At 56.1% G+C, this 18,686-nt stretch carries 13 protein-coding genes; 10 read left to right on the top strand and 3 right to left on the bottom strand.

All coding sequences use genetic code 11. The features are described 5' to 3' along the window. Positions 1-2: 2 nt before the first annotated feature. Together cydD and trxB are read right to left on the bottom strand one after the other, a co-directional pair. On the bottom strand, positions 3-1,769 hold the full coding sequence (gene cydD / locus ACGS9J_RS13630; RefSeq protein WP_442231414.1) for a heme ABC transporter permease/ATP-binding protein CydD: 1,767 nt from the start codon (positions 1,767-1,769) through the stop codon (positions 3-5). 340 nt (positions 1,770-2,109) lie between these two features. Then, complete coding sequence (trxB, locus tag ACGS9J_RS13625; protein WP_442231413.1) at positions 2,110-3,081, bottom strand: thioredoxin-disulfide reductase; 972 nt, start codon at positions 3,079-3,081, stop codon at positions 2,110-2,112. Between the two features lie 669 nt (positions 3,082-3,750). Between trxB and lrp the strand changes: the two genes are divergently transcribed. The 10 genes from lrp to ACGS9J_RS13575 all read left to right on the top strand — a co-directional run bounded on the left by lrp (position 3,751) and on the right by ACGS9J_RS13575 (position 17,856). Continuing rightward, positions 3,751-4,245 (top strand): leucine-responsive transcriptional regulator Lrp, encoded by a 495-nt coding sequence (gene lrp / locus ACGS9J_RS13620; RefSeq protein WP_004928318.1) that lies wholly within the window; start codon positions 3,751-3,753, stop codon positions 4,243-4,245. 120 nt (positions 4,246-4,365) lie between these two features. Beyond that, on the top strand, positions 4,366-7,944 hold the full coding sequence (locus ACGS9J_RS13615) for a DNA translocase FtsK 4TM domain-containing protein (RefSeq protein WP_442231412.1): 3,579 nt from the start codon (positions 4,366-4,368) through the stop codon (positions 7,942-7,944). 348 nt (positions 7,945-8,292) lie between these two features. Next, entirely contained in the window at positions 8,293-8,904 is a 612-nt protein-coding gene (lolA, locus tag ACGS9J_RS13610) for an outer membrane lipoprotein chaperone LolA (protein ID WP_044549499.1), read from the top strand. Positions 8,905-8,911: 7 nt separating this feature from the next. Further along, the gene (locus tag ACGS9J_RS13605) at positions 8,912-10,255 is read left to right on the top strand and encodes a replication-associated recombination protein A (RefSeq protein WP_442231411.1); all 1,344 of its coding nucleotides are present in this window, start codon (positions 8,912-8,914) and stop codon (positions 10,253-10,255) included. A 109-nt stretch (positions 10,256-10,364) separates the two neighbouring features. After that, positions 10,365-11,657: a serine--tRNA ligase gene (serS, locus tag ACGS9J_RS13600; protein ID WP_442231410.1), complete on the top strand. Its 1,293-nt coding sequence runs from the start codon at positions 10,365-10,367 to the stop codon at positions 11,655-11,657. A 269-nt stretch (positions 11,658-11,926) separates the two neighbouring features. Beyond that, complete coding sequence (ynfE, locus tag ACGS9J_RS13595; protein WP_442231409.1) at positions 11,927-14,380, top strand: selenate/tellurate reductase subunit YnfE; 2,454 nt, start codon at positions 11,927-11,929, stop codon at positions 14,378-14,380. 10 nt (positions 14,381-14,390) lie between these two features. Then, positions 14,391-15,008 carry a DMSO/selenate family reductase complex B subunit gene (locus tag ACGS9J_RS13590; protein WP_442231408.1) on the top strand — a complete coding sequence of 206 codons (618 nt, stop codon included), beginning with the start codon at positions 14,391-14,393 and terminating at the stop codon, positions 15,006-15,008. Between the two features lies 1 nt (position 15,009). After that, positions 15,010-15,870, top strand: a complete 861-nt coding sequence (locus ACGS9J_RS13585; RefSeq protein WP_442231407.1) for a DmsC/YnfH family molybdoenzyme membrane anchor subunit — start codon at positions 15,010-15,012, stop codon at positions 15,868-15,870. A gap of 50 nt (positions 15,871-15,920) precedes the next feature. Beyond that, positions 15,921-16,538 carry a Tat proofreading chaperone DmsD gene (dmsD, locus tag ACGS9J_RS13580; protein WP_442231406.1) on the top strand — a complete coding sequence of 206 codons (618 nt, stop codon included), beginning with the start codon at positions 15,921-15,923 and terminating at the stop codon, positions 16,536-16,538. Between the two features lie 172 nt (positions 16,539-16,710). After that, positions 16,711-17,856, top strand: coding sequence for an MFS transporter (locus ACGS9J_RS13575; RefSeq protein WP_442231405.1), 1,146 nt, complete (start codon positions 16,711-16,713; stop codon positions 17,854-17,856). Between the two features lie 52 nt (positions 17,857-17,908). Here the strand turns inward: ACGS9J_RS13575 and pflA are convergent, their stop codons facing one another. Beyond that, on the bottom strand, positions 17,909-18,649 hold the full coding sequence (pflA, locus tag ACGS9J_RS13570; RefSeq protein WP_442231404.1) for a pyruvate formate lyase 1-activating protein: 741 nt from the start codon (positions 18,647-18,649) through the stop codon (positions 17,909-17,911). Positions 18,650-18,686 lie beyond the last annotated feature (37 nt).

Raw genomic sequence — 18,686 nt, 5'->3', positions numbered from 1 at the left:
GATTATAGATCCCCGCGGCGGTGTGCGATCAGGTTGGCAAACAGGCCCGGTTGAGCGCTCAGCGTGGCGTAGTCGCCTTGCTGGACGATGTGTCCGCCTTCCATTACCCAAATCTGATCGTAATCTTCGGTATCTTCCAACTGGTGGGTCACCAGCAGGGTAGTTTGTTGATGCGAAGCCGCATTCAGCGCCTGCATGACTTGCCGTTCACTGTGGGCGTCGAGACTGGCGGCCGGTTCATCCAACAGCAGCAAACGGCGCGGACTGATCAGCGCCCGGGCGACCGCCACTCGTTGCGCCTGCCCGACAGACAGACGCGCGGCGTTATCGCCGACTTCGGTATCCAGCCCCTGCGGCAGATACGGCAAAATCTCGCCGACATAGGCTTGTTCCACGGCTTGCTGCAATTGGGCCTCGCTGGCCTGCGGGTTGCTCAGCAGTATATTGGCGCGCAGCGTTTGCGCCGGCAGGTGCGGGTTTTGCCCTACCCAGCCGAGTTGCTGGCGCCAACCTTCGGCTGCCAGTTCGCGCAGTTCGGTGCCGTTGACCTTCAGCGAACCGCGATAGGGCAGGAAACCGAGCAGCAGATTCAGCAGCGAACTTTTACCGGCACCGCTCAGCCCGACCAAAGCAATGCGTTGGTGAGCAGGCAGGGTGAAACTGAGTGGCCCGGCCAGCAGTACGCCATCCGGCGACAGGATCTCCAGATCCTGCGCTTGCAGTTCCAACGGTGCATCGGCATCCAGAGTTTGCGTGCCGTTGCCCATTTGTTCGCCTTCGGCACTGAGGAAGGTTTCCAGCGTTTCCGCCGCTCCCACGGCCTGCGCCTTGGCATGGTAGAAGGTGCCCAAATCGCGCAACGGCTGGAAGAATTCCGGCGACAGGATCAGCACCAGGAAACCGGCGAACAGCGTGACGCCGGTGCCGTAGCTGCCGAAATTAAGTTCGCCAAGGAAAGAGAAGCCAAAATAGACCGCCACCACGGCGATAGAAATGGAGGCAAAGAACTCCAACACTGCCGAAGACAGGAATGCCAGACGCAGCACTTCCATGGTTCGGCTACGGAAGTCTTCGGACGATTTGGCAATCTGCGCGGTTTCCGCTTGTGCCCGGTTGAACAGGCGCAGCGTGTCTAACCCCCGCAGGCGGTCGAGGAAGTTACCGCTCAGCCGTGCCAGCGCCACAAAGTTGCGTCGGTTAGCGTCTGCGGCCCCCATGCCGACCAGTGCCATAAACATCGGGATCAGGGGCGCGGTGGTCAACAGAATCAGGCCTGCGGCCCAGTTAATCGGGAATACGGTGATCAGGATCAGCAGCGGGATAAATACCGCCAGGTACATCTGCGGCAGGTAGCGCGCGTAGTAATCCTGCATGTCTTCGATTTGTTCGACGATGATGCTCGCCCAACTGCCGGCCGGTTTGCCCTGGATCCAGGCGGGGCCGAGCTGCTGCAGTTTATCCAGCACTTGCTGGCGCATGCGCTGGCGGATCACTTGTCCGCAGATAAAACCAACGCGCTCACGCAGCCAGCTCAGCACCGCCCGCAGCGCGAAAGTGGCGGCCAACCAGATAAACGACGGGATCAACTGTTCACGTGGGGCCTGTTCGATAATCAGGGCGTGGAGCAGGGCGGCCAATAGCCATGCCTGCGCGACAATCAAAATGCCGCTTATCAGCCCCAATAACATGGAAAGGCGCAACCAACGCTGCGCCAGGGTGCTCTGAGTCTTGAGCCAACGGGTTAACTGTTGCTGTCTGGTTTTTTTCATCAGATATGAGTCTGCGTCGCCGGCGCCTGTTGTTACAGACAAGGTTAACGTGCTGTTAAAAAAAGTGTTTGCCTCAACCTGAAGCGAACAAGTGAAGGCCAATGTTACCTCTTCACCCGGCAGACTGAAAATAATAAAGCGGTCAAATATCGGTATAACAGACCGCAACAGCGGGATTATGGCACCGGCTGACCGGCTGCTTCCGCCGCCAGGGTGATTTTGCCGTGGTCCGCTACGGCAACCAACAGACGTCAGTGGAGAAGATTCTGCATCGAGGATCTTCTTTTAGGGATAAAAAAAGCGGCTGAGGCAGCCGCTTTTCAGGGGGGAGTCTGTGCCGTTACAGCACTTCTGCGTCGGCGATGCCGTCCAGATAACGCTCAGCGTCCAGCGCTGCCATACACCCGGTACCGGCGGAGGTGATCGCCTGGCGGTAGATGTGGTCCATCACGTCGCCGGCGGCGAATACGCCAGGAATGGTGGTTTGGGTGGCATTACCGTGAATACCGGACTGCACTTTGATATAGCCGTTTTCCAGTTCCAACTGACCGCCGAAAATGCTGGTGTTCGGGCTGTGTCCGATGGCGATAAACACACCGGCCAGCGCCAGTTCCTGCGTTTCGTTTTCCGCTTTGGTACTGCGGATACACACGCCGGTAACGCCCATTTCATCGCCCAGCACTTCGTCCAGGGTATGGTCGGTGTGCAGCACGATATTGCCGTTTTTCACTTTTTCCATCAGTCGGTTGATCAGGATCTTCTCTGAACGGAAGCTGTCACGGCGGTGAATCAGGTGAACTTCGGCCGCGATGTTGGACAGATACAGCGCTTCTTCCACGGCGGTGTTGCCGCCGCCGACGACCGCGACTTTCTGGTTGCGGTAGAAGAAACCGTCACAGGTGGCACAGGCGGATACGCCTTTGCCTTTGAAAGCTTCTTCGGTAGGCAGGCCCAGGTAACGGGCTGATGCGCCGGTGGCGATGATCAGTGCATCACAGGTGTATTCGCCATTGTCACCGAACAGACGGAACGGACGGGTCTGCAGATCAACGCTGTTGATGTGGTCAAACACAATCTCGGTCTGGAATTTTTCTGCATGCTCGCGCATGCGTTCCATCAGCGCCGGACCGGTCAGGTCTTCGGCATCACCCGGCCAGTTTTCCACTTCGGTGGTGGTGGTCAGCTGACCCCCTTGTTCCATACCGGTAATCAGCACCGGGCTCAGGTTGGCGCGCGCTGCGTAAACTGCGGCGGTGTAGCCAGCCGGGCCGGAGCCCAGAATCAATAATTTGCTGTGTTTAGCCGTGCCCATGAATAACCTCTTTTCCCACAATGGCGGACAATGGGTTCGATTGTAGGGAAAATGCGACATTAAAAAAAGCGCCAGGGGATGTTGTTAACGATTTGTTTGATAGTCATTGCCTATTAATTATTGTTTTGCGGCTAAAGCGAGCGCAAAACGCAGCAATTTAACTTATGGAAGCCGCGTGGGGCGGTTGGCTATTCCATTGACCGGAAACAGCACATTAAGCGGGTTTAAGCGCCTTGTCCGCCGGGTTTTTAAGCCAGCGATTCATAACTAAAAACGGGGTGCTAACTTTTCATGACGGTACGTTCTTCTGATTTTGCTTCTTTTACTTTGACAATCCGCTGCGCATTTGCGAAAACATCATAGGAAGAAGAAATTATCCTCCCACCGGCAGTAAATCGTACGTATTTGCGGCGTTGGCGCAGAATTTTGCGCCGTTGCTGGATCCGCGTGCGGCAGGTGAGGGGCATCGCGCAAGCGAGTGGCAGATTTCTTCTTGCGATAACGTCATGAAATACCCTGTGCAGGGTTTGACAGACAGGCTGCACGGCGGTGAATGATGGTAGTGAAGCATATGACAGGCATTGGGTCTTCGCTTGGAACGAACCCTTACACATTGACGTTGGCTAGGGTGTGGCAAGTGCAGGGAAGAAAATAAGAGAGACAATAATAATGGCAGACAATAAGAAACGCCCGGGTAAAGATCTCGACCGTATCGACCGCAATATCCTGAACGAGCTGCAGAAGGATGGGCGTATTTCGAACGTTGAGCTTTCGAAGCGCGTGGGGTTATCCCCAACCCCATGTTTAGAACGCGTGCGCCGCCTCGAGCGCCAGGGTTTTATTCATGGCTATACCGCTTTGCTCAACCCGCATTATCTGGATGCGTCCCTGTTGGTCTTCGTGGAAATCACGTTGAACCGCGGTGCACCGGATGTGTTTGAGCAATTCAACTCAGCAGTTCAGAAGCTTGAAGAAATTCAGGAGTGTCATCTGGTGTCCGGTGATTTCGACTATTTGTTGAAAACCCGCGTGCCGGATATGTCGGCTTACCGTAAGTTGCTCGGCGAAACCTTGCTGCGTCTGCCGGGGGTTAACGACACCCGTACGTACGTAGTGATGGAAGAAGTGAAACAGAGCAACCGTCTGGTTATCAAAACACGGTAGGGTGCAGGTGCAAAACCTGATTAAATTGGTTACACTCCTGTTTATCCATACAGTTTCGGCGCCGGGGAAGCTTCTCGGCGCTGTTGCTATGTCAGCTAACAGGAACCTGGAGAGCCTTTCTTGAGCCAGGAATATACAGAAGATAAAGAAGTTACCTTGAGAAAACTCAGCAGCGGCCGCCGTTTGCTCGAAGCTGTGTTGATTGTGGTAGCCATTTTTGCCATTTACCTCATGGCTGCCTTGGTCAGTTTCAATCCCTCTGATCCAAGCTGGTCGCAGACCGCGTGGCATGAGCCGATTCATAATCTGGGCGGTGGCGTCGGGGCCTGGATGGCCGACACGCTGTTCTTCACCTTCGGGGTACTCGCTTATGCGATACCGCCGATCATGCTGGTGTTGTGCTGGGCGGCTTATCGTCAGCGCGGCAGTGGCGAATACATCGACTATTTTGCGCTTTCGTTGCGCCTGATCGGCACATTGGCGCTGGTACTCACCTCGTGTGGCCTGGCGGCACTGAACGTCGACGATCTCTATTACTTCGCTTCCGGCGGCGTGATCGGCAGCTTGCTGAGTAACGCCATGCTGCCGTGGTTCAACGGCATTGGCGCAACCTTGGCGCTGCTGTGCGTTTGGGCTGCGGGGCTGACGCTGTTTACCGGCTGGTCCTGGCTGGTGATTGCCGAGAGGATCGGCGGCGTGGTGCTGGGTACGGCCACCTTTATGACCAACCGCTCACGCCGTGATGACCGTTATCATGACGATGACGACCGTTACGTCGAAGAGCAGCCGGAATCGACAGAGAAAGGGGCTGCACTTGCTGCGGCCTCGACTGCAGCTGCGGCCAATGCGGCGCAAGACGATGTCTTGTTCTCTGCCCCTTCGGTTACGGAAACCGCCAAGATGGCGGCGGAAGATGCTGAAGATCCGCTGCTCAGTGGACTGCGGGCGAATGACGGCGATGATGCCGATGTCGCTCCTGTCGCCCCGGCGGCAGCCCACGAAGCTGTCACTGCGGCTCCGGTCGTGGCACAGGCTCCGTCGGTGACGGTAGCCCCGGCGGCGCCGGCCTCGGTGAACCAGCATCCGATGAGCGCGGCAGCGGAAAACACTGCGCCGCCGCTGTATTCGTTCGAAATTCCTGAAGAGACGCCGACGCCGAAGGTAACGCGCCCGGCCGATCCTTACCAGGACGATGACGAACCGCGCATGGGGAATTGGGACACGCCGGCTGCATCGCCGTCGCACGATCGTTCTCCGTTTGATTTCTCGGCTGCCCAACGCGATAGCGCTGATGTCAGTGCTCCGGCCGGTTTCAGTGCCGCCGAGCCTGCCGTGCCATCGTTCGGCAACGTGCAGCCTCAGGCGCAAGCTGCAGCCACGGCGGTTGCCGGTGCTGTTGCCGCCAATACCTTCATGCCGGCCTTTACCGCCACCAGTGACGCTAACTCGCAGGTAAAACAAGGCCTTGGCCCTGAATTACCGCGCCCGAACCCGGTGCGTATTCCTACCCGACGTGAGCTGGCTTCTTACGGCATCAAGCTGCCTTCGCAGCGCATGGCCGAACAGGAACAGCGTAGCCGTGGGGACGACGAGCCATTGCCGAATGCCGGGGGGCTTCCGTCAGATCAAGATGATGAAGCCTTGCAGGAAGCCGCGTTGCGTCAGGCGTTTGCCGAGCAGCAAAACCAGCGTTACGGCGAAGAGTACGCGCAGGATAGCCAGGATGATGAGGCTGCTCTGCAGGAAGCCGCATTGCGTCAGGCATTTGCCGAACAGCAAAACCAGCGTTATGGTCAGCAAGAGGCCGCGCCATCGGTGCAGCCAACCACGCCGGTAGATACGCGCAATGCGTTCGGCTTCTCGCCGATGGATGATTTGGTTGACGATGGCCCGGTTGAGCCGCTGTTCACCCTGTCGCCACAGCTGGAAGAACGCATCGAGCAGCAAAGTGAGCGTGACGATGATGTACCGTTCGGTCAGTTTGAGCCAGCCGCGCCGGCTTATCCGCCGCAAACGCAACCTCAGACGCCGCCGGTGCAGTCTTATCAGCCCGCGAATCAGCAACCGCAGCAGCCAACGGAAGTGCAACAGCAACCACCGGCCTATCAACAGCCTGTGGCGCAACCGACGCCAGCCGCTCCACCGCAGCCGGCGATGGACAGCCTGATCCACCCGTTCCTGATGCGCAACGATATGCCGCTGCAAAAACCGACCACGCCGCTGCCGACGCTTGATCTGCTGACCGAAGCGCCGAAAGAGGTCGAGCCGGTAGATTCCTTCGCGTTGGAACAGAAGGCGCGTTTGGTGGAAGCCAGCCTGGCCGATTATCGGGTGAAAGCCGACGTGGTAGACATTTTGCCAGGCCCGGTCATTACCCGTTTCGAACTGGATCTGGCGCCGGGCGTCAAGGCGGCACGTATTTCCAACCTGTCGCGTGACCTGGCGCGTTCACTGTCAACTTCGGCGGTGCGTGTGGTTGAGGTGATCCCCGGCAAGCCTTACGTCGGATTGGAGTTGCCTAACGTCAAACGCCAGACGGTCTATCTGCGAGAAGTGCTGGATTGCCCGGCGTTCCGCGATAACCCGTCGCCGCTGGCGATCGTTTTGGGTAAAGACATCTCCGGCGAGCCGGTGGTGGCCGATTTGGCGAAAATGCCGCACTTGTTAGTGGCGGGGACCACCGGTTCCGGTAAATCGGTTGGGGTCAATGCCATGATCCTGAGCATTCTGTATAAGGCCACGCCGAAAGAAGTGCGCTTTATCATGATTGACCCGAAAATGCTGGAGCTGTCGGTTTATGAAGGTATTCCACACCTGCTGACCGACGTGGTTACCGACATGAAAGACGCCGCCAATGCCCTGCGTTGGTGCGTCGCCGAGATGGAGCGCCGCTACAAGCTGATGTCTGCGCTCGGCGTGCGTAACCTGGCCGGTTACAACGAACGAGTCGATCAGGCTGAGGCTATGGGGCGTCCAATCCCGGATCCATTCTGGAAACCGACCGACAGCATGGACATTACGCCGCCGGTACTGGAGAAAGAGCCTTACATCGTGGTGATGGTCGACGAGTTCGCTGACCTGATCATGACGGTCGGCAAAAAGGTTGAGGAGTTGATCGCTCGTCTGGCGCAGAAAGCGCGTGCAGCGGGTATCCACCTGGTGCTGGCAACTCAGCGTCCTTCGGTGGATGTGATCACCGGTCTGATCAAGGCCAACATCCCGACCCGTATCGCCTTTACCGTGTCCAGCAAGATTGACTCGCGCACTATCCTCGACCAGGGTGGTGCCGAATCGCTGCTGGGGATGGGCGACATGTTGTATCTGGCCCCTAACTCTTCCATTCCGGTCCGTGTACATGGCGCATTTGTGCGCGATCAGGAAGTGCATGCGGTGGTTAAGGATTGGAAAGCGCGTGAACGGCCTCAATATAAAGAGGGTATCCTCAACGGCGGTGACGACGGTGAGGGTGGTGCAGGCGGTGGTCTGGACGGTGACGAAGAACTGGATCCGCTGTTTGACCAGGCGGTGGAGTTTGTGGTGGATAAGCGCCGCGCCTCTATCTCCGGCGTTCAGCGTCAGTTCCGTATCGGCTATAACCGCGCCGCGCGTATCATCGAACAGATGGAAGCGCAGGGCATCGTCAGTGAGCAGGGGCACAATGGCAACCGCGAGGTGCTGGCACCGCCACGGCATGACTGATGAAGCTTTAATCATTGTTATTTAATATAAAGGGCCGCTTAGCGGCCCTTCAGATTGTTGACAAAGTCCTTTGCAGTTAAAAGTCTCGAGCTGAGGGTTAATAAAAACAAAGGATTATATCTTTTGATTTACCCCAAACATCCGAAAACCACGTTTTTCGGGTGTTTGTCACCAGACTTAAGGGCCGCTTAGCGGCCCTTGTGCAAAGAAGCGTAAACCCACCGGCTTCTCGGAACATTGGCCTATCTGCCTGCAGATAGCTTCGGGTAGAGTAAAGGTTGTTAAGGGTTAATTTGACCCGCACGGCACCGCCTTGCGGTTAACGCATTTCATAAGGTATCTGGAATAATGAAAAAACTGTTAGTTGCCTGTTGTCTGCTTTCGGGATTCGCTTCCACCTCTGTGCTGGCCGACGCCGCGCAGGATCTGCAAAGTCGCCTGGCGAAAGTGAACAGTTTCCACGCCAGCTTCTCCCAGACCGTGACCAGCAGTGATGGCGCTGCGGTACAGCAGGGTGAAGGTGAACTCTGGGTGAAACGCCCGAACCTGTTTAATTGGCACATGACCTCGCCGGACGAGAGTGTGTTGGTGTCCGATGGCCAAACCCTGTGGTTCTACAATCCTTTTGTTGAGCAAGTGACCGCGACCTGGTTGAAAAATGCGACCGGTAATACGCCCTTTATGCTGATCACCCGCAATAACGCCAATGACTGGAAACAATACAACGTTAAACAGAAAGGCGACGATTTTGAGCTGACGCCAAAATCCAGCAGCGGTAACCTGAAACAGTTCGCCATTACCGTGACCAACAGCGGCACTATCCGCAGTTTTGCTGCGGTTGAGCAGGATGGCCAGCGCAGCTCTTACGCGCTGAAAAGTCAGCAGAATGTCGCTGCCGATGCCAGCAAATTCAAATTTACCCCGCCGAAGGGGGTGACGCTGGACGACCAGCGCCAGTGAGGTCCGCGTGAGTAATATGTCGCTCGATTTTTCCCAGAATGAATTTCAGCCGTTGGCCGCGCGAATGCGGCCAACCACGCTGGCGCAGTACATCGGTCAACAGCATCTGCTGGCTGCCGGCAAGCCTTTGCCGCGCGCCATTGAGGCGGGGCAACTGCATTCGATGATTCTGTGGGGGCCTCCGGGCACTGGGAAAACGACGTTGGCGGAACTGATCGGCCGCTATGGCCAGGCGGACGTCGAACGGATTTCCGCTGTCACGTCAGGTATCAAAGAAATTCGCGAGGCGATCGAGCGTGCACGTCAAAACCGTGACGCCGGTCGTCGCACCATTCTGTTTGTCGATGAGGTACACCGCTTCAACAAAAGCCAGCAGGATGCCTTCCTGCCGCACATTGAAGACGGCACCATTACTTTCATCGGCGCGACCACCGAAAACCCGTCCTTTGAGCTTAACTCGGCGCTGTTGTCTCGCGCCCGCGTGTATCTGCTGAAAGCGCTGACCGCCGAAGATATCAGCCAGGTGCTGGATCAGGCGATGCAGGACAACAGCCGGGGGTTTGGCGGCCAGAATATCGAGCTGCCGGAAGAGACCCGTCGCATGCTGTCGGAACTGGTGGGCGGTGACGCGCGCCGGGCGCTGAACAGCCTGGAGATGATGGCGGACATGGCGGAGACTGACGCCAAAGGCATTCGCGTGTTGACGCCGGAATTACTGAAAGAAGTTTCCGGTGAACGCAGCGCGCGCTTCGACAATAAAGGCGACCGCTTTTACGATCTGATCTCGGCATTGCATAAATCGGTGCGAGGCTCCGCGCCGGACGCTGCGCTTTACTGGTATGCCCGCATTATTACCGCCGGGGGCGATCCGCTGTATGTAGCACGTCGGCTGCTGGCTATCGCTTCGGAAGATGTCGGTAATGCCGATCCGCGCGGTATGCAGGTGGCGATCGCCGCCTGGGACTGTTTCACCCGCGTCGGGCCGGCAGAAGGCGAGCGTGCTATCGCACAGGCGATTGTCTATTTGGCCTGTGCGCCAAAAAGCAACGCGGTTTATACCGCTTTCAAAGCGGCCATACGCGATGCCAAAGAGATGGCCGATTACGATGTTCCGGAACACCTGCGCAATGCACCAACCAAGCTGATGAAGGAAATGGGGCTGGGGGCGGAGTACCGTTACGCTCACGATGAACCCAATGCCTATGCCGCCGGCGAGGACTATTTCCCGCGCGAAATGGCCAAGACGCGTTACTATCATCCAACTTCTCGTGGGCTGGAAGGTAAAATCGGCGAAAAGCTGGCATGGCTGGCTGAGCAGGATCAAAATAGCCAGACAAAACGCTACCGCTAGCGTTGCCGTTGCGGTAAGGTTAGCGGGTATCACTCTTCCTTTATGCGGCTTTTAATCAGCCGAATAAAACAACAAATTTTCTTTCAATAACAATAAGCACAGGATTAGCATGCTCGATCCCAATCTGCTGCGTAATGAGCTAGACGCAGTCGCCGTCAAACTGGCTCGCCGAGGCTTTAAACTCGATCTGGATCTGCTGCGTTCTCAAGAAGAGCGTCGCAAAGTTCTGCAGGTAGAAACTGAAATGCTGCAGGCAGAACGTAACTCCCGATCGAAATCCATCGGCGCGGCTAAAGCGCGCGGGGAAGACATTGAGCCGCTGCGTCGCGAAGTAAACGAACTGGGTGACAAGCTGGATATTGCCAAGGCCGCACTGGATCAGCTGCAGGCTGAGATCCGTGATTATGCGTTGGCGATCCCGAACCTGCCGGACGATGCGGTACCGGATGGCAAAGACGACGGCGATAATCAGGAAGTCAGCCGCTGGGGCGAGCCGCGCCAGTATGATTTCCAGGTGCGCGATCACGTTGATCTGGGCGAAATGGCCGGTGGTCTGGACTTTGCCGCCGCGGTAAAACTGACGGGTTCACGCTTTGTGGTGATGAAGGGGCAAATCGCCCGCATGCACCGTGCGTTATCCCAGTTCATGCTGGATCTGCATACCGAACAGCACGGCTACCAGGAAACTTACGTTCCTTACCTGGTTAACCACGCAACGCTGTACGGTACCGGTCAATTGCCGAAGTTTGGTGAAGATCTGTTCCACACCAAGCCGCTGGAAGAAGAATCGGACAGCAGCAACTATGCGCTGATCCCAACCGCAGAAGTGCCGTTGACCAACCTGGTGCGCGACGAGATCCTCGAAGAGGAATCGCTGCCGCTGAAGATGACGGCGCATACGCCATGTTTCCGTGCCGAAGCCGGTTCTTATGGCCGTGACACCCGCGGTTTGATCCGCATGCACCAGTTCGACAAGGTCGAGATGGTGCAGATTGTCCGTCCGGAAGACTCGATGGCTACGCTGGAAGAGCTGACCGGTCATGCAGAGAAAGTGCTGCAGTTGCTGAACCTGCCGTACCGTAAAATGTTGCTGTGTACCGGTGACATGGGTGCAGGCTCATGCAAGACCTACGATCTGGAAGTGTGGCTGCCGGCGCAGAACACTTACCGTGAGATCTCATCTTGTTCCAACATGTGGGATTACCAAGCGCGCCGCATGCAGGCTCGTTGCCGTAGCAAAACCGAGAAGAAGCCGCGCCTGGTGCATACGCTGAACGGTTCTGGCCTGGCAGTTGGTCGTACGCTGGTGGCGGTATTGGAAAACTACCAACAGGCTGATGGCCGTATTCAGGTGCCGGAAGTATTGCGCCCGTATATGGGTGGCCTGGAATATATCGGCTAAATCATTACCTGCTTCACGAAAAGCGCCTACGGGCGCTTTTTTTATAAGAAAATTATTATCCCTTTGTTCGAAACGGTTTTTTCTTTCATCTACTTTCCCCGCTTTATTGATAGCAGACAAAGTTCACTACCCACTTGTGAGTAATATCCCTTGATAGAGGAGGGCTTTTACTCAAGCTCATCAACAGACATCGGATCTGTCTCCTCTGCTCGCCGCCTTGAATCAAGGCATGACGTTTATCAATACCAGGGTAAAACGTGGAGTGAGTTATGTCGGAAAATAAAGCAAACAGCCAAGTGTCTGAAGGCGTCAGCCGTCGCACATTGGTGAAGTCCGGCGGTATCGTCGGGCTGGCAATGGCCGTGGGAGGCATAGCATTGCCGTTTAGCCGCCGAGCATTGGCGGATTCAATCAGCGAAAGTATGCAAAAAACCACGCAAGATAAAGTGGTCTGGGGCGCCTGTTCGGTTAACTGTGGCAGCCGCTGTGCCTTGCGCTTGCATGTGCGTGATAACGAAGTGTATTGGGTCGAAACCGATAATACCGGTCTGGATGAATATGGTGACCATCAGGTTCGAGCCTGTTTGCGCGGCCGTTCCATTCGTCGCCGCATGAACCATCCCGATCGCTTGAATTATCCGATGAAACGCGTTGGCAAACGGGGTGAAGGCAAGTTCAAACGTATCAGTTGGGAAGAAGCTTTTGATGCCATTGCCGACAATCTGAAACGTATCGTCGAGCAATACGGCAACGAAGCGGTTTACATCAATTACACCTCGGGCATCGTCGGCGGCAATATTACCCGCTCCTCACCGAATGCGTCGCTGGTCGCTCGTCTGATGAATTGCTATGGCGGTTACCTCAGCCAGTACGGAACCTACAGCACCGCGCAAATAGCCTGTGCCATGCCTTATACCTATGGCAGCAATGAAGGCAACAGCACGTCTGACATTGAAAACAGCAAGCTGGTGGTGATGTTCGGCAACAATCCGGCGGAAACGCGGATGAGCGGTGGCGGCATTACCTATTATCTGGAGCAGGCGCGCGAGCGGTCTAATGCGCGCATGATCGTTATCGATCCGCGTTACACCGATACGGCCGCCGGGCGTGAGGATGAATGGATCCCTATTCGTCCTGGCACGGACGCGGCATTAGTGGCCGGATTGGCGCATGTGTTGATCAGTGAAGAATTGGTCGATCAGCCGTTTTTGGATCGGTACTGCGTTGGCTACGATGAGAAAACATTACCCGACGACGTGCCAGCCAATGGGCACTATAAAGCCTATATTCTTGGGCAGGGTGAAGATGGCGTTGAAAAAACGCCGCAATGGGCGGCAAAAATTACCGGCATTCCGGCCGATCGCATTATCAAACTGGCGCGGGAAATCGGTACCGCGAAACCGGCTTACATCTGCCAGGGATGGGGGCCGCAACGGCAGGCTAATGGCGAACTGACCTCGCGCGCTATCGCGATGCTGCCCATCCTGACCGGCAATGTCGGCATTAATGGCGGCAACAGCGGGGCGCGCGAATCGACCTATACCATTACCATCGAGCGGATGCCGGTATTGGCAAACCCGGTCAAAGCGCAAATCTCCTGTTTTAGCTGGACTGATGCCATAGTGCGCGGCCCCGAGATGACCGCCAGACGCGATGGGGTTCGCGGGCAAGACAAACTGAATGTGCCGATCAAGTTCATCTGGAACTATGCCGGCAACACCATTACCAACCAGCATTCCGACATCAACAAAACCCACGATATTTTGCAGGATGAATCCCAGTGCGAAATGATCGTGGTACTTGAGAACTTTATGACCTCGTCGGCCAAATATGCCGACATCCTGCTGCCCGATTTAATGACCGTCGAGCAGGAGGACATTATTCCCAACGACTATGCCGGGAATATGGGCTATCTGATCTTTATTCAGCCCGCGACCACCGCCAAATTTGAACGGAAGGGTATTTATGAAGTGCTGAGCGAAGTGGCGCGTCGGTTGGGGCCGGAGGTGCATCAGAAGTTCACCGAAGGGCGCACCCAGGCGCAATGGTTGCAACATCTGTATGCCAAAATGCAGGACAGGGATCCGCTGCTGCCGGGTTATGAAGAGCTGCGCAGTAGGGGGATCTATAAACGCAAGGATCCTAATGGTCATTTCGTGGCGTACAAAAAATTCCGCCAGGATCCCGAAGCCCATCCATTAAAAACCCCTTCCGGCAAGATCGAAATCTACTCCTCCAGGCTGGCCGAGATCGCCGGCAACTGGCAGTTGGAAAAAGACGAAACCATCAGTCCGTTGCCGATTTATGCCTCCACCTTCGAAGGCTGGGACGATCCTCAGCGCAAAACCTATCCGTTGCAAATGTTTGGCTTCCATTACAAGGCTCGCACCCACTCTTCCTACGGAAACATCGATGTCTTGCAGGCGGCTTGTCGTCAGGAGGTGTGGATCAACCCACTTGATGCCCAGTCGCGCGGCATTGTCGGCGGCGACCAGGTGCGGGTATTCAATGGGCGTGGCGAAGTGCGTGTCGAAGCCAAAGTGACGCCGCGGATCATGCCTGGCGTTGTCGCTATGGGGCAGGGAGCCTGGCATCAGGCCGATATGCGCGGCGATCGTGTCGATCATGGTGCCTGCATGAATACCCTGACCACTCAGCGGCCTTCGCCGTTGGCCAAGGGCAATCCGCAGCATACCAATCTGATTCAAATCGAAAAGGTATAAGGGGTAGCCAATGACACAGCAATATGGATTCTTTATCGATTCAAGTCGTTGCACTGGCTGCAAAACCTGCGAACTGGCCTGCAAAGACTATAAAAACCTGACGCCGGACGTCAGTTTCCGCCGTATCTATGAATACGCCGGAGGGGATTGGTTCCAGGATGGCGATGGCTGGCAACAAAACGTGTTTGCCTATTATTTGTCGATTGCCTGCAACCACTGTGAAGATCCTGCCTGTACCAAAGTGTGCCCGACCGGCGCGATGCACAAGCGTGAAGATGGCTTTGTGGTGGTGAATGAAGAGGTGTGTATCGGCTGCCGCTACTGCCATATGGCCTGCCCATACGGTGCGCCGCAGTACAATGTGGCCAAAGGCCACATGACCAAGTGCGACGGTTGTTATGAGCGGGTGGCCGAGGGCAATAAACCGATCTGCGTGGAATCTTGTCCGCTGCGGGCTCTGGATTTTGGCCCGATTGAACACCTGCGGCAGCAACATGGCACCCTGGCGCAGGTGGCACCCCTGCCGGCGGCGCATTTTACCCGACCGTGCATGGTGTTGAAACCCAATGCCAACAGCCGCCCAAGCGGCGACACCACTGGCTATCTGGCCAATCCAAAGGAGGTTTGATATGGGCATGGGATGGCATGAATGGCCGCTGATGTTGTTTACCGTATTGGGACAATGCGTGGTGGGTGCGATTATCGTCATGGGGCTTGCGGTGATCGGCGGTAGCCTGAACGAACAGCAGGGCCGGGCGGTTCATCGCTCTATGTTCTTCTTGTGGTTGCTGATGGGCATCGCTTTCGTCGCTTCCACGCTGCACCTTGGTTCGCCGTGGCGGGCGTTTAACTCGTTGAACCGTGTCGGCGCCTCGGCGTTGAGTAACGAAATAGTCGCTGGCGCATTGTTCTTCGCGGTCGGCGGTGGTTGTTGGCTGTTGACGGTATTGGGCAAAATGCCACCGGCATTGGGCAAACTGGGGCTGTGGGTGACCATGGCGCTGGGCATTGTCTTTGTTTACGCTATGACACGGGTGTATCAAATCGATACGGTACCGACCTGGCATAACGGTTACACTACGCTGAGCTTTTTCCTGACGGTACTGGTCGGGGGGCCATTGTTAGGCGTTCTGTTGCTTCGTGCGGCGGGGTTGGACGTTTCAACCCGGCATTCACTGGCTACCCTGAGCGTGGTCGCTCTGTTGGTCAGTTTGGGGATGGCGATGATGCAAGGCTATGAATTGGCCAGCATCAGCAGTTCGGTGCAGCAGGCATCAGCGCTGATCCCGCAGTATGGCCAATTAATGGTGGGGCGTTTGGTGTTGGTGGTGCTGGGTTTAGGCTGCTGGATTTGTCCGCTGTTGCGCCGTGGCAACGCGAGCGTGATGGGAATGGCTTTAGGTTTGATTCTGGTTATCGCGGGTGAGTTGGTTGGGCGGGGCGTATTCTACGGCCTGCACATGACCGTCGGCATGGCGGTAGCCGGTTAATATTTGTAGTGAGGCGCAGTTCGCTGCGCCCTTAATAGGATCCTTGATTTATGACGCTTGAAAATATCGCTTTAACGGGGCGGGTGCTGGGTGTGTTGTTGTATGCGCCGCCAGAAAGTGAAGACGGTCAACAGCTGTTGGCAACCTTGTCTGAATCTGAGTGGGTCAAAGAGTGGCCATATGGCGACGCCGAGCAGTTGCAGACTGCGGCAGCATTGATCGCCACCGGGATTGAAGATCAACAGGATGAATCCCTGGCGGAAGCTTACCAGCGCCTGTTTGTCGGTCCTGATACCTTACCGGCTCCGTTATGGGGTTCAGTGTATCTGGACAAAGAGAACGTGCTGTTTGGTAATTCCACCCTGCGTCTGCGCCGGTGGTTACGTTCGAATGGTATTGACGCGCAACACGATCGCAATGAGCCGGAAGATCATATCGGCACCTTGTTGATGATGGTGGCATGGTTAGCTGAAGAACGGCAGGGTGGATTGGTTGAAGAGTTGCTGACCAAACATTTGCTGCCTTGGGCACCGCGCTATCTGGAACTGCTGCAAGCGAATGCGCAACACCCGTTCTATCAGGGCCTGGCGCAATTGGCGCAAATCACCCTGAGCGCCTGGCGCGCGGAATGCACTGCCGAAGTTGAGCCTTTAGAACTCTATTTCTGATAAAAATGAACGGCCGTCAGGTGCGCCATGTCGTGGGCGCTGACGGCCATTTTGCCATTGAACCGCCCGTGGAATACAAATTGTGCGGTGCACATATAAGAGCTGATTGACTTTTTTATCGCCAGTGGCATGATGCGCGCACTCTCATTGCGCGTTCGGTTTCAATCTCACTATGTCCGCATACTCCCGCCCAGTGCTCCTGCTGCTCTGTGGCCTGTTGTTGCTCACGGTTTCTATTGCCGTATTGAATACGTTAGTCCCTCTTTGGTTAACCCATGCTCAGTTGTCAACCTGGCAGGTGGGAATGGTAAGTTCCTCTTACTTTACCGGCAACCTGATCGGCACGCTGATTGCGGGCAAACTGATCCAGCGCATTGGCTTTACCCGCAGCTATCATCTCGCCTGCGTGGTGTTCGCCGTGGCCACCGCCGGTATGGCATTGTCTCTCGATTTCTGGAGTTGGATGGGCTGGCGTTTCTTTGCCGGTATCGGCTGCGCCTGGATTTGGGTGATTGTTGAGAGCGCTTTGCTGCGCAGCGGTAATCTTTCCAACCGTGGCCAACTGTTGGCGGCCTATATGATGGTTTATTACCTCGGCACGGTGGTCGGCCAACTGCTGTTGAGCATGGTGTCGACCGAACTGTTGAATGTGGTGCCGTGGGTGACGGCCATTGTGATCAGCGCCATGTTACCGATGCTGTTTGCCCGGGTTAACAGCCAGCACGATGAACCGCAACAGGCAGCGGTATGGCCGATGTTGAAGCGTCGCAGCGCGCGGCTGGGCATTAATGGCTGTATCATTTCCGGTATTGTGCTTGGTTCGCTGTATGGTTTGATGCCGCTGTATCTGTCCCATCAGGGCATGAGTGATGCCAATGTGGGGTACTGGATGGCATTGTTGGTCAGTTCGGGCATCGTCGGGCAGTGGCCGGTCGGGCGCATGGCAGACCGCTATGGCCGTTTACTGGTGCTGCGCATTCAGGTGTTTGTGGTGATCCTTGCCAGTGTCGCGATGCTCGGTAACTATGCGATGGCGCCGGCGTTGTTCATTCTTGGGTGTGCCGGGTTCACCTTGTATCCGGTCGCGATGTCCTGGGCCTGTGAGAAGGCGCTGCCGCATGAGCTGGTGGCGATGAACCAGGCGCTGTTGATGAGTTACACCATCGGCAGCCTGCTCGGCCCGTCGATGACGGCGCTGTTGATGCAAAATTATTCCGATCGCCTGCTGTTTGTGATGATTGCCGCCGTTGCGTTGGTATATCTGATGATGCTGCTGAAAAGGCCGGATCGCCACCACACCCCTTTGGCTGCGGCCTGAACATCAAAAACCCGGCCATTGTGTGCCGGGTTTTTTGTGGTTGCCAACGGGGTCAGTACATCACTTTGTGACCGTAGCTTTCCAGAATACCTTTCACGCGATCCATGGTTTCCGCTTTCGGTGGATGAACGCCGTCCAGTTTGTACTCTTCTCCCATCGCCACCCATTTATGCTTGCCCAGTTCGTGGTAGGGCAGCAGTTCGATTTTCTCGATGTTGGTCATGTCCTTGGTGAACTCGCCCAACAGGTGCGTTGACTTGTCGTCATCTGACCAGCCCGGCACCACCACATAACGGATCCAGGTACGTTGATTGCGTTTTGCCAGGTAGCGGGCAAAGTCCAGCGTGCGATGGTTGGAGACGCCGACCAGATTCTGGTGAATGTCGTCGTTCATCTGTTTGAGATCCAGCATCACCAGATCGGTGGCATCCAGCAGTTCGTCTATCACCGGATCATAACGGCGCACGAAGCCATTGGTGTCCAGACAGGTATTGATCCCTTCTTCGTGGCAGGCACGGAACCAATCGCGGACAAACTCGGCCTGCAAAATGGCCTCACCGCCGGAGGCCGTTACGCCACCGCCGGAAGCATTCATAAAGTGACGGTAAGAGACGGTGTCTTTCATCAGCTCTTCTACGGTCACTTCTTTTCCGCCGTGGGTATCCCAGGTGTCGCGGTTGTGGCAATACAGGCAGCGCATCAGGCAGCCCTGGAAGAAAACGATAAAGCGGATCCCTGGACCGTCTACGGTGCCACAGGATTCGAAGGAGTGGATGCGACCTTTCACTGACATTGCGGGGTTTTCTCCAATATTGACTGTCAAACGCAGT

The sequence above is a fragment of the Serratia quinivorans genome, assembly GCF_052113645.1.
Taxonomy (GTDB): Bacteria; Pseudomonadota; Gammaproteobacteria; order Enterobacterales; family Enterobacteriaceae; genus Serratia; species Serratia quinivorans_B.
The sequence above is the reverse complement of the archived record's forward strand: the minus strand, read 5'-3'. Positions and strand labels throughout refer to the sequence as shown.

Coding starts and splice junctions, on each gene's coding strand:
- cydD (WP_442231414.1), bottom strand. CDS start 1,769: ATGAAAAAAACCAGACAGCAACAGTTAACCCGTTGGCTCAAGACTCAG.
- trxB (WP_442231413.1), bottom strand. CDS start 3,081: ATGGGCACGGCTAAACACAGCAAATTATTGATTCTGGGCTCCGGCCCG.
- lrp (WP_004928318.1), top strand. CDS start 3,751: ATGGCAGACAATAAGAAACGCCCGGGTAAAGATCTCGACCGTATCGAC.
- lolA (WP_044549499.1), top strand. CDS start 8,293: ATGAAAAAACTGTTAGTTGCCTGTTGTCTGCTTTCGGGATTCGCTTCC.
- serS (WP_442231410.1), top strand. CDS start 10,365: ATGCTCGATCCCAATCTGCTGCGTAATGAGCTAGACGCAGTCGCCGTC.
- ynfE (WP_442231409.1), top strand. CDS start 11,927: ATGTCGGAAAATAAAGCAAACAGCCAAGTGTCTGAAGGCGTCAGCCGT.
- ACGS9J_RS13590 (WP_442231408.1), top strand. CDS start 14,391: ATGACACAGCAATATGGATTCTTTATCGATTCAAGTCGTTGCACTGGC.
- ACGS9J_RS13585 (WP_442231407.1), top strand. CDS start 15,010: ATGGGCATGGGATGGCATGAATGGCCGCTGATGTTGTTTACCGTATTG.
- dmsD (WP_442231406.1), top strand. CDS start 15,921: ATGACGCTTGAAAATATCGCTTTAACGGGGCGGGTGCTGGGTGTGTTG.
- ACGS9J_RS13575 (WP_442231405.1), top strand. CDS start 16,711: ATGTCCGCATACTCCCGCCCAGTGCTCCTGCTGCTCTGTGGCCTGTTG.
- pflA (WP_442231404.1), bottom strand. CDS start 18,649: ATGTCAGTGAAAGGTCGCATCCACTCCTTCGAATCCTGTGGCACCGTA.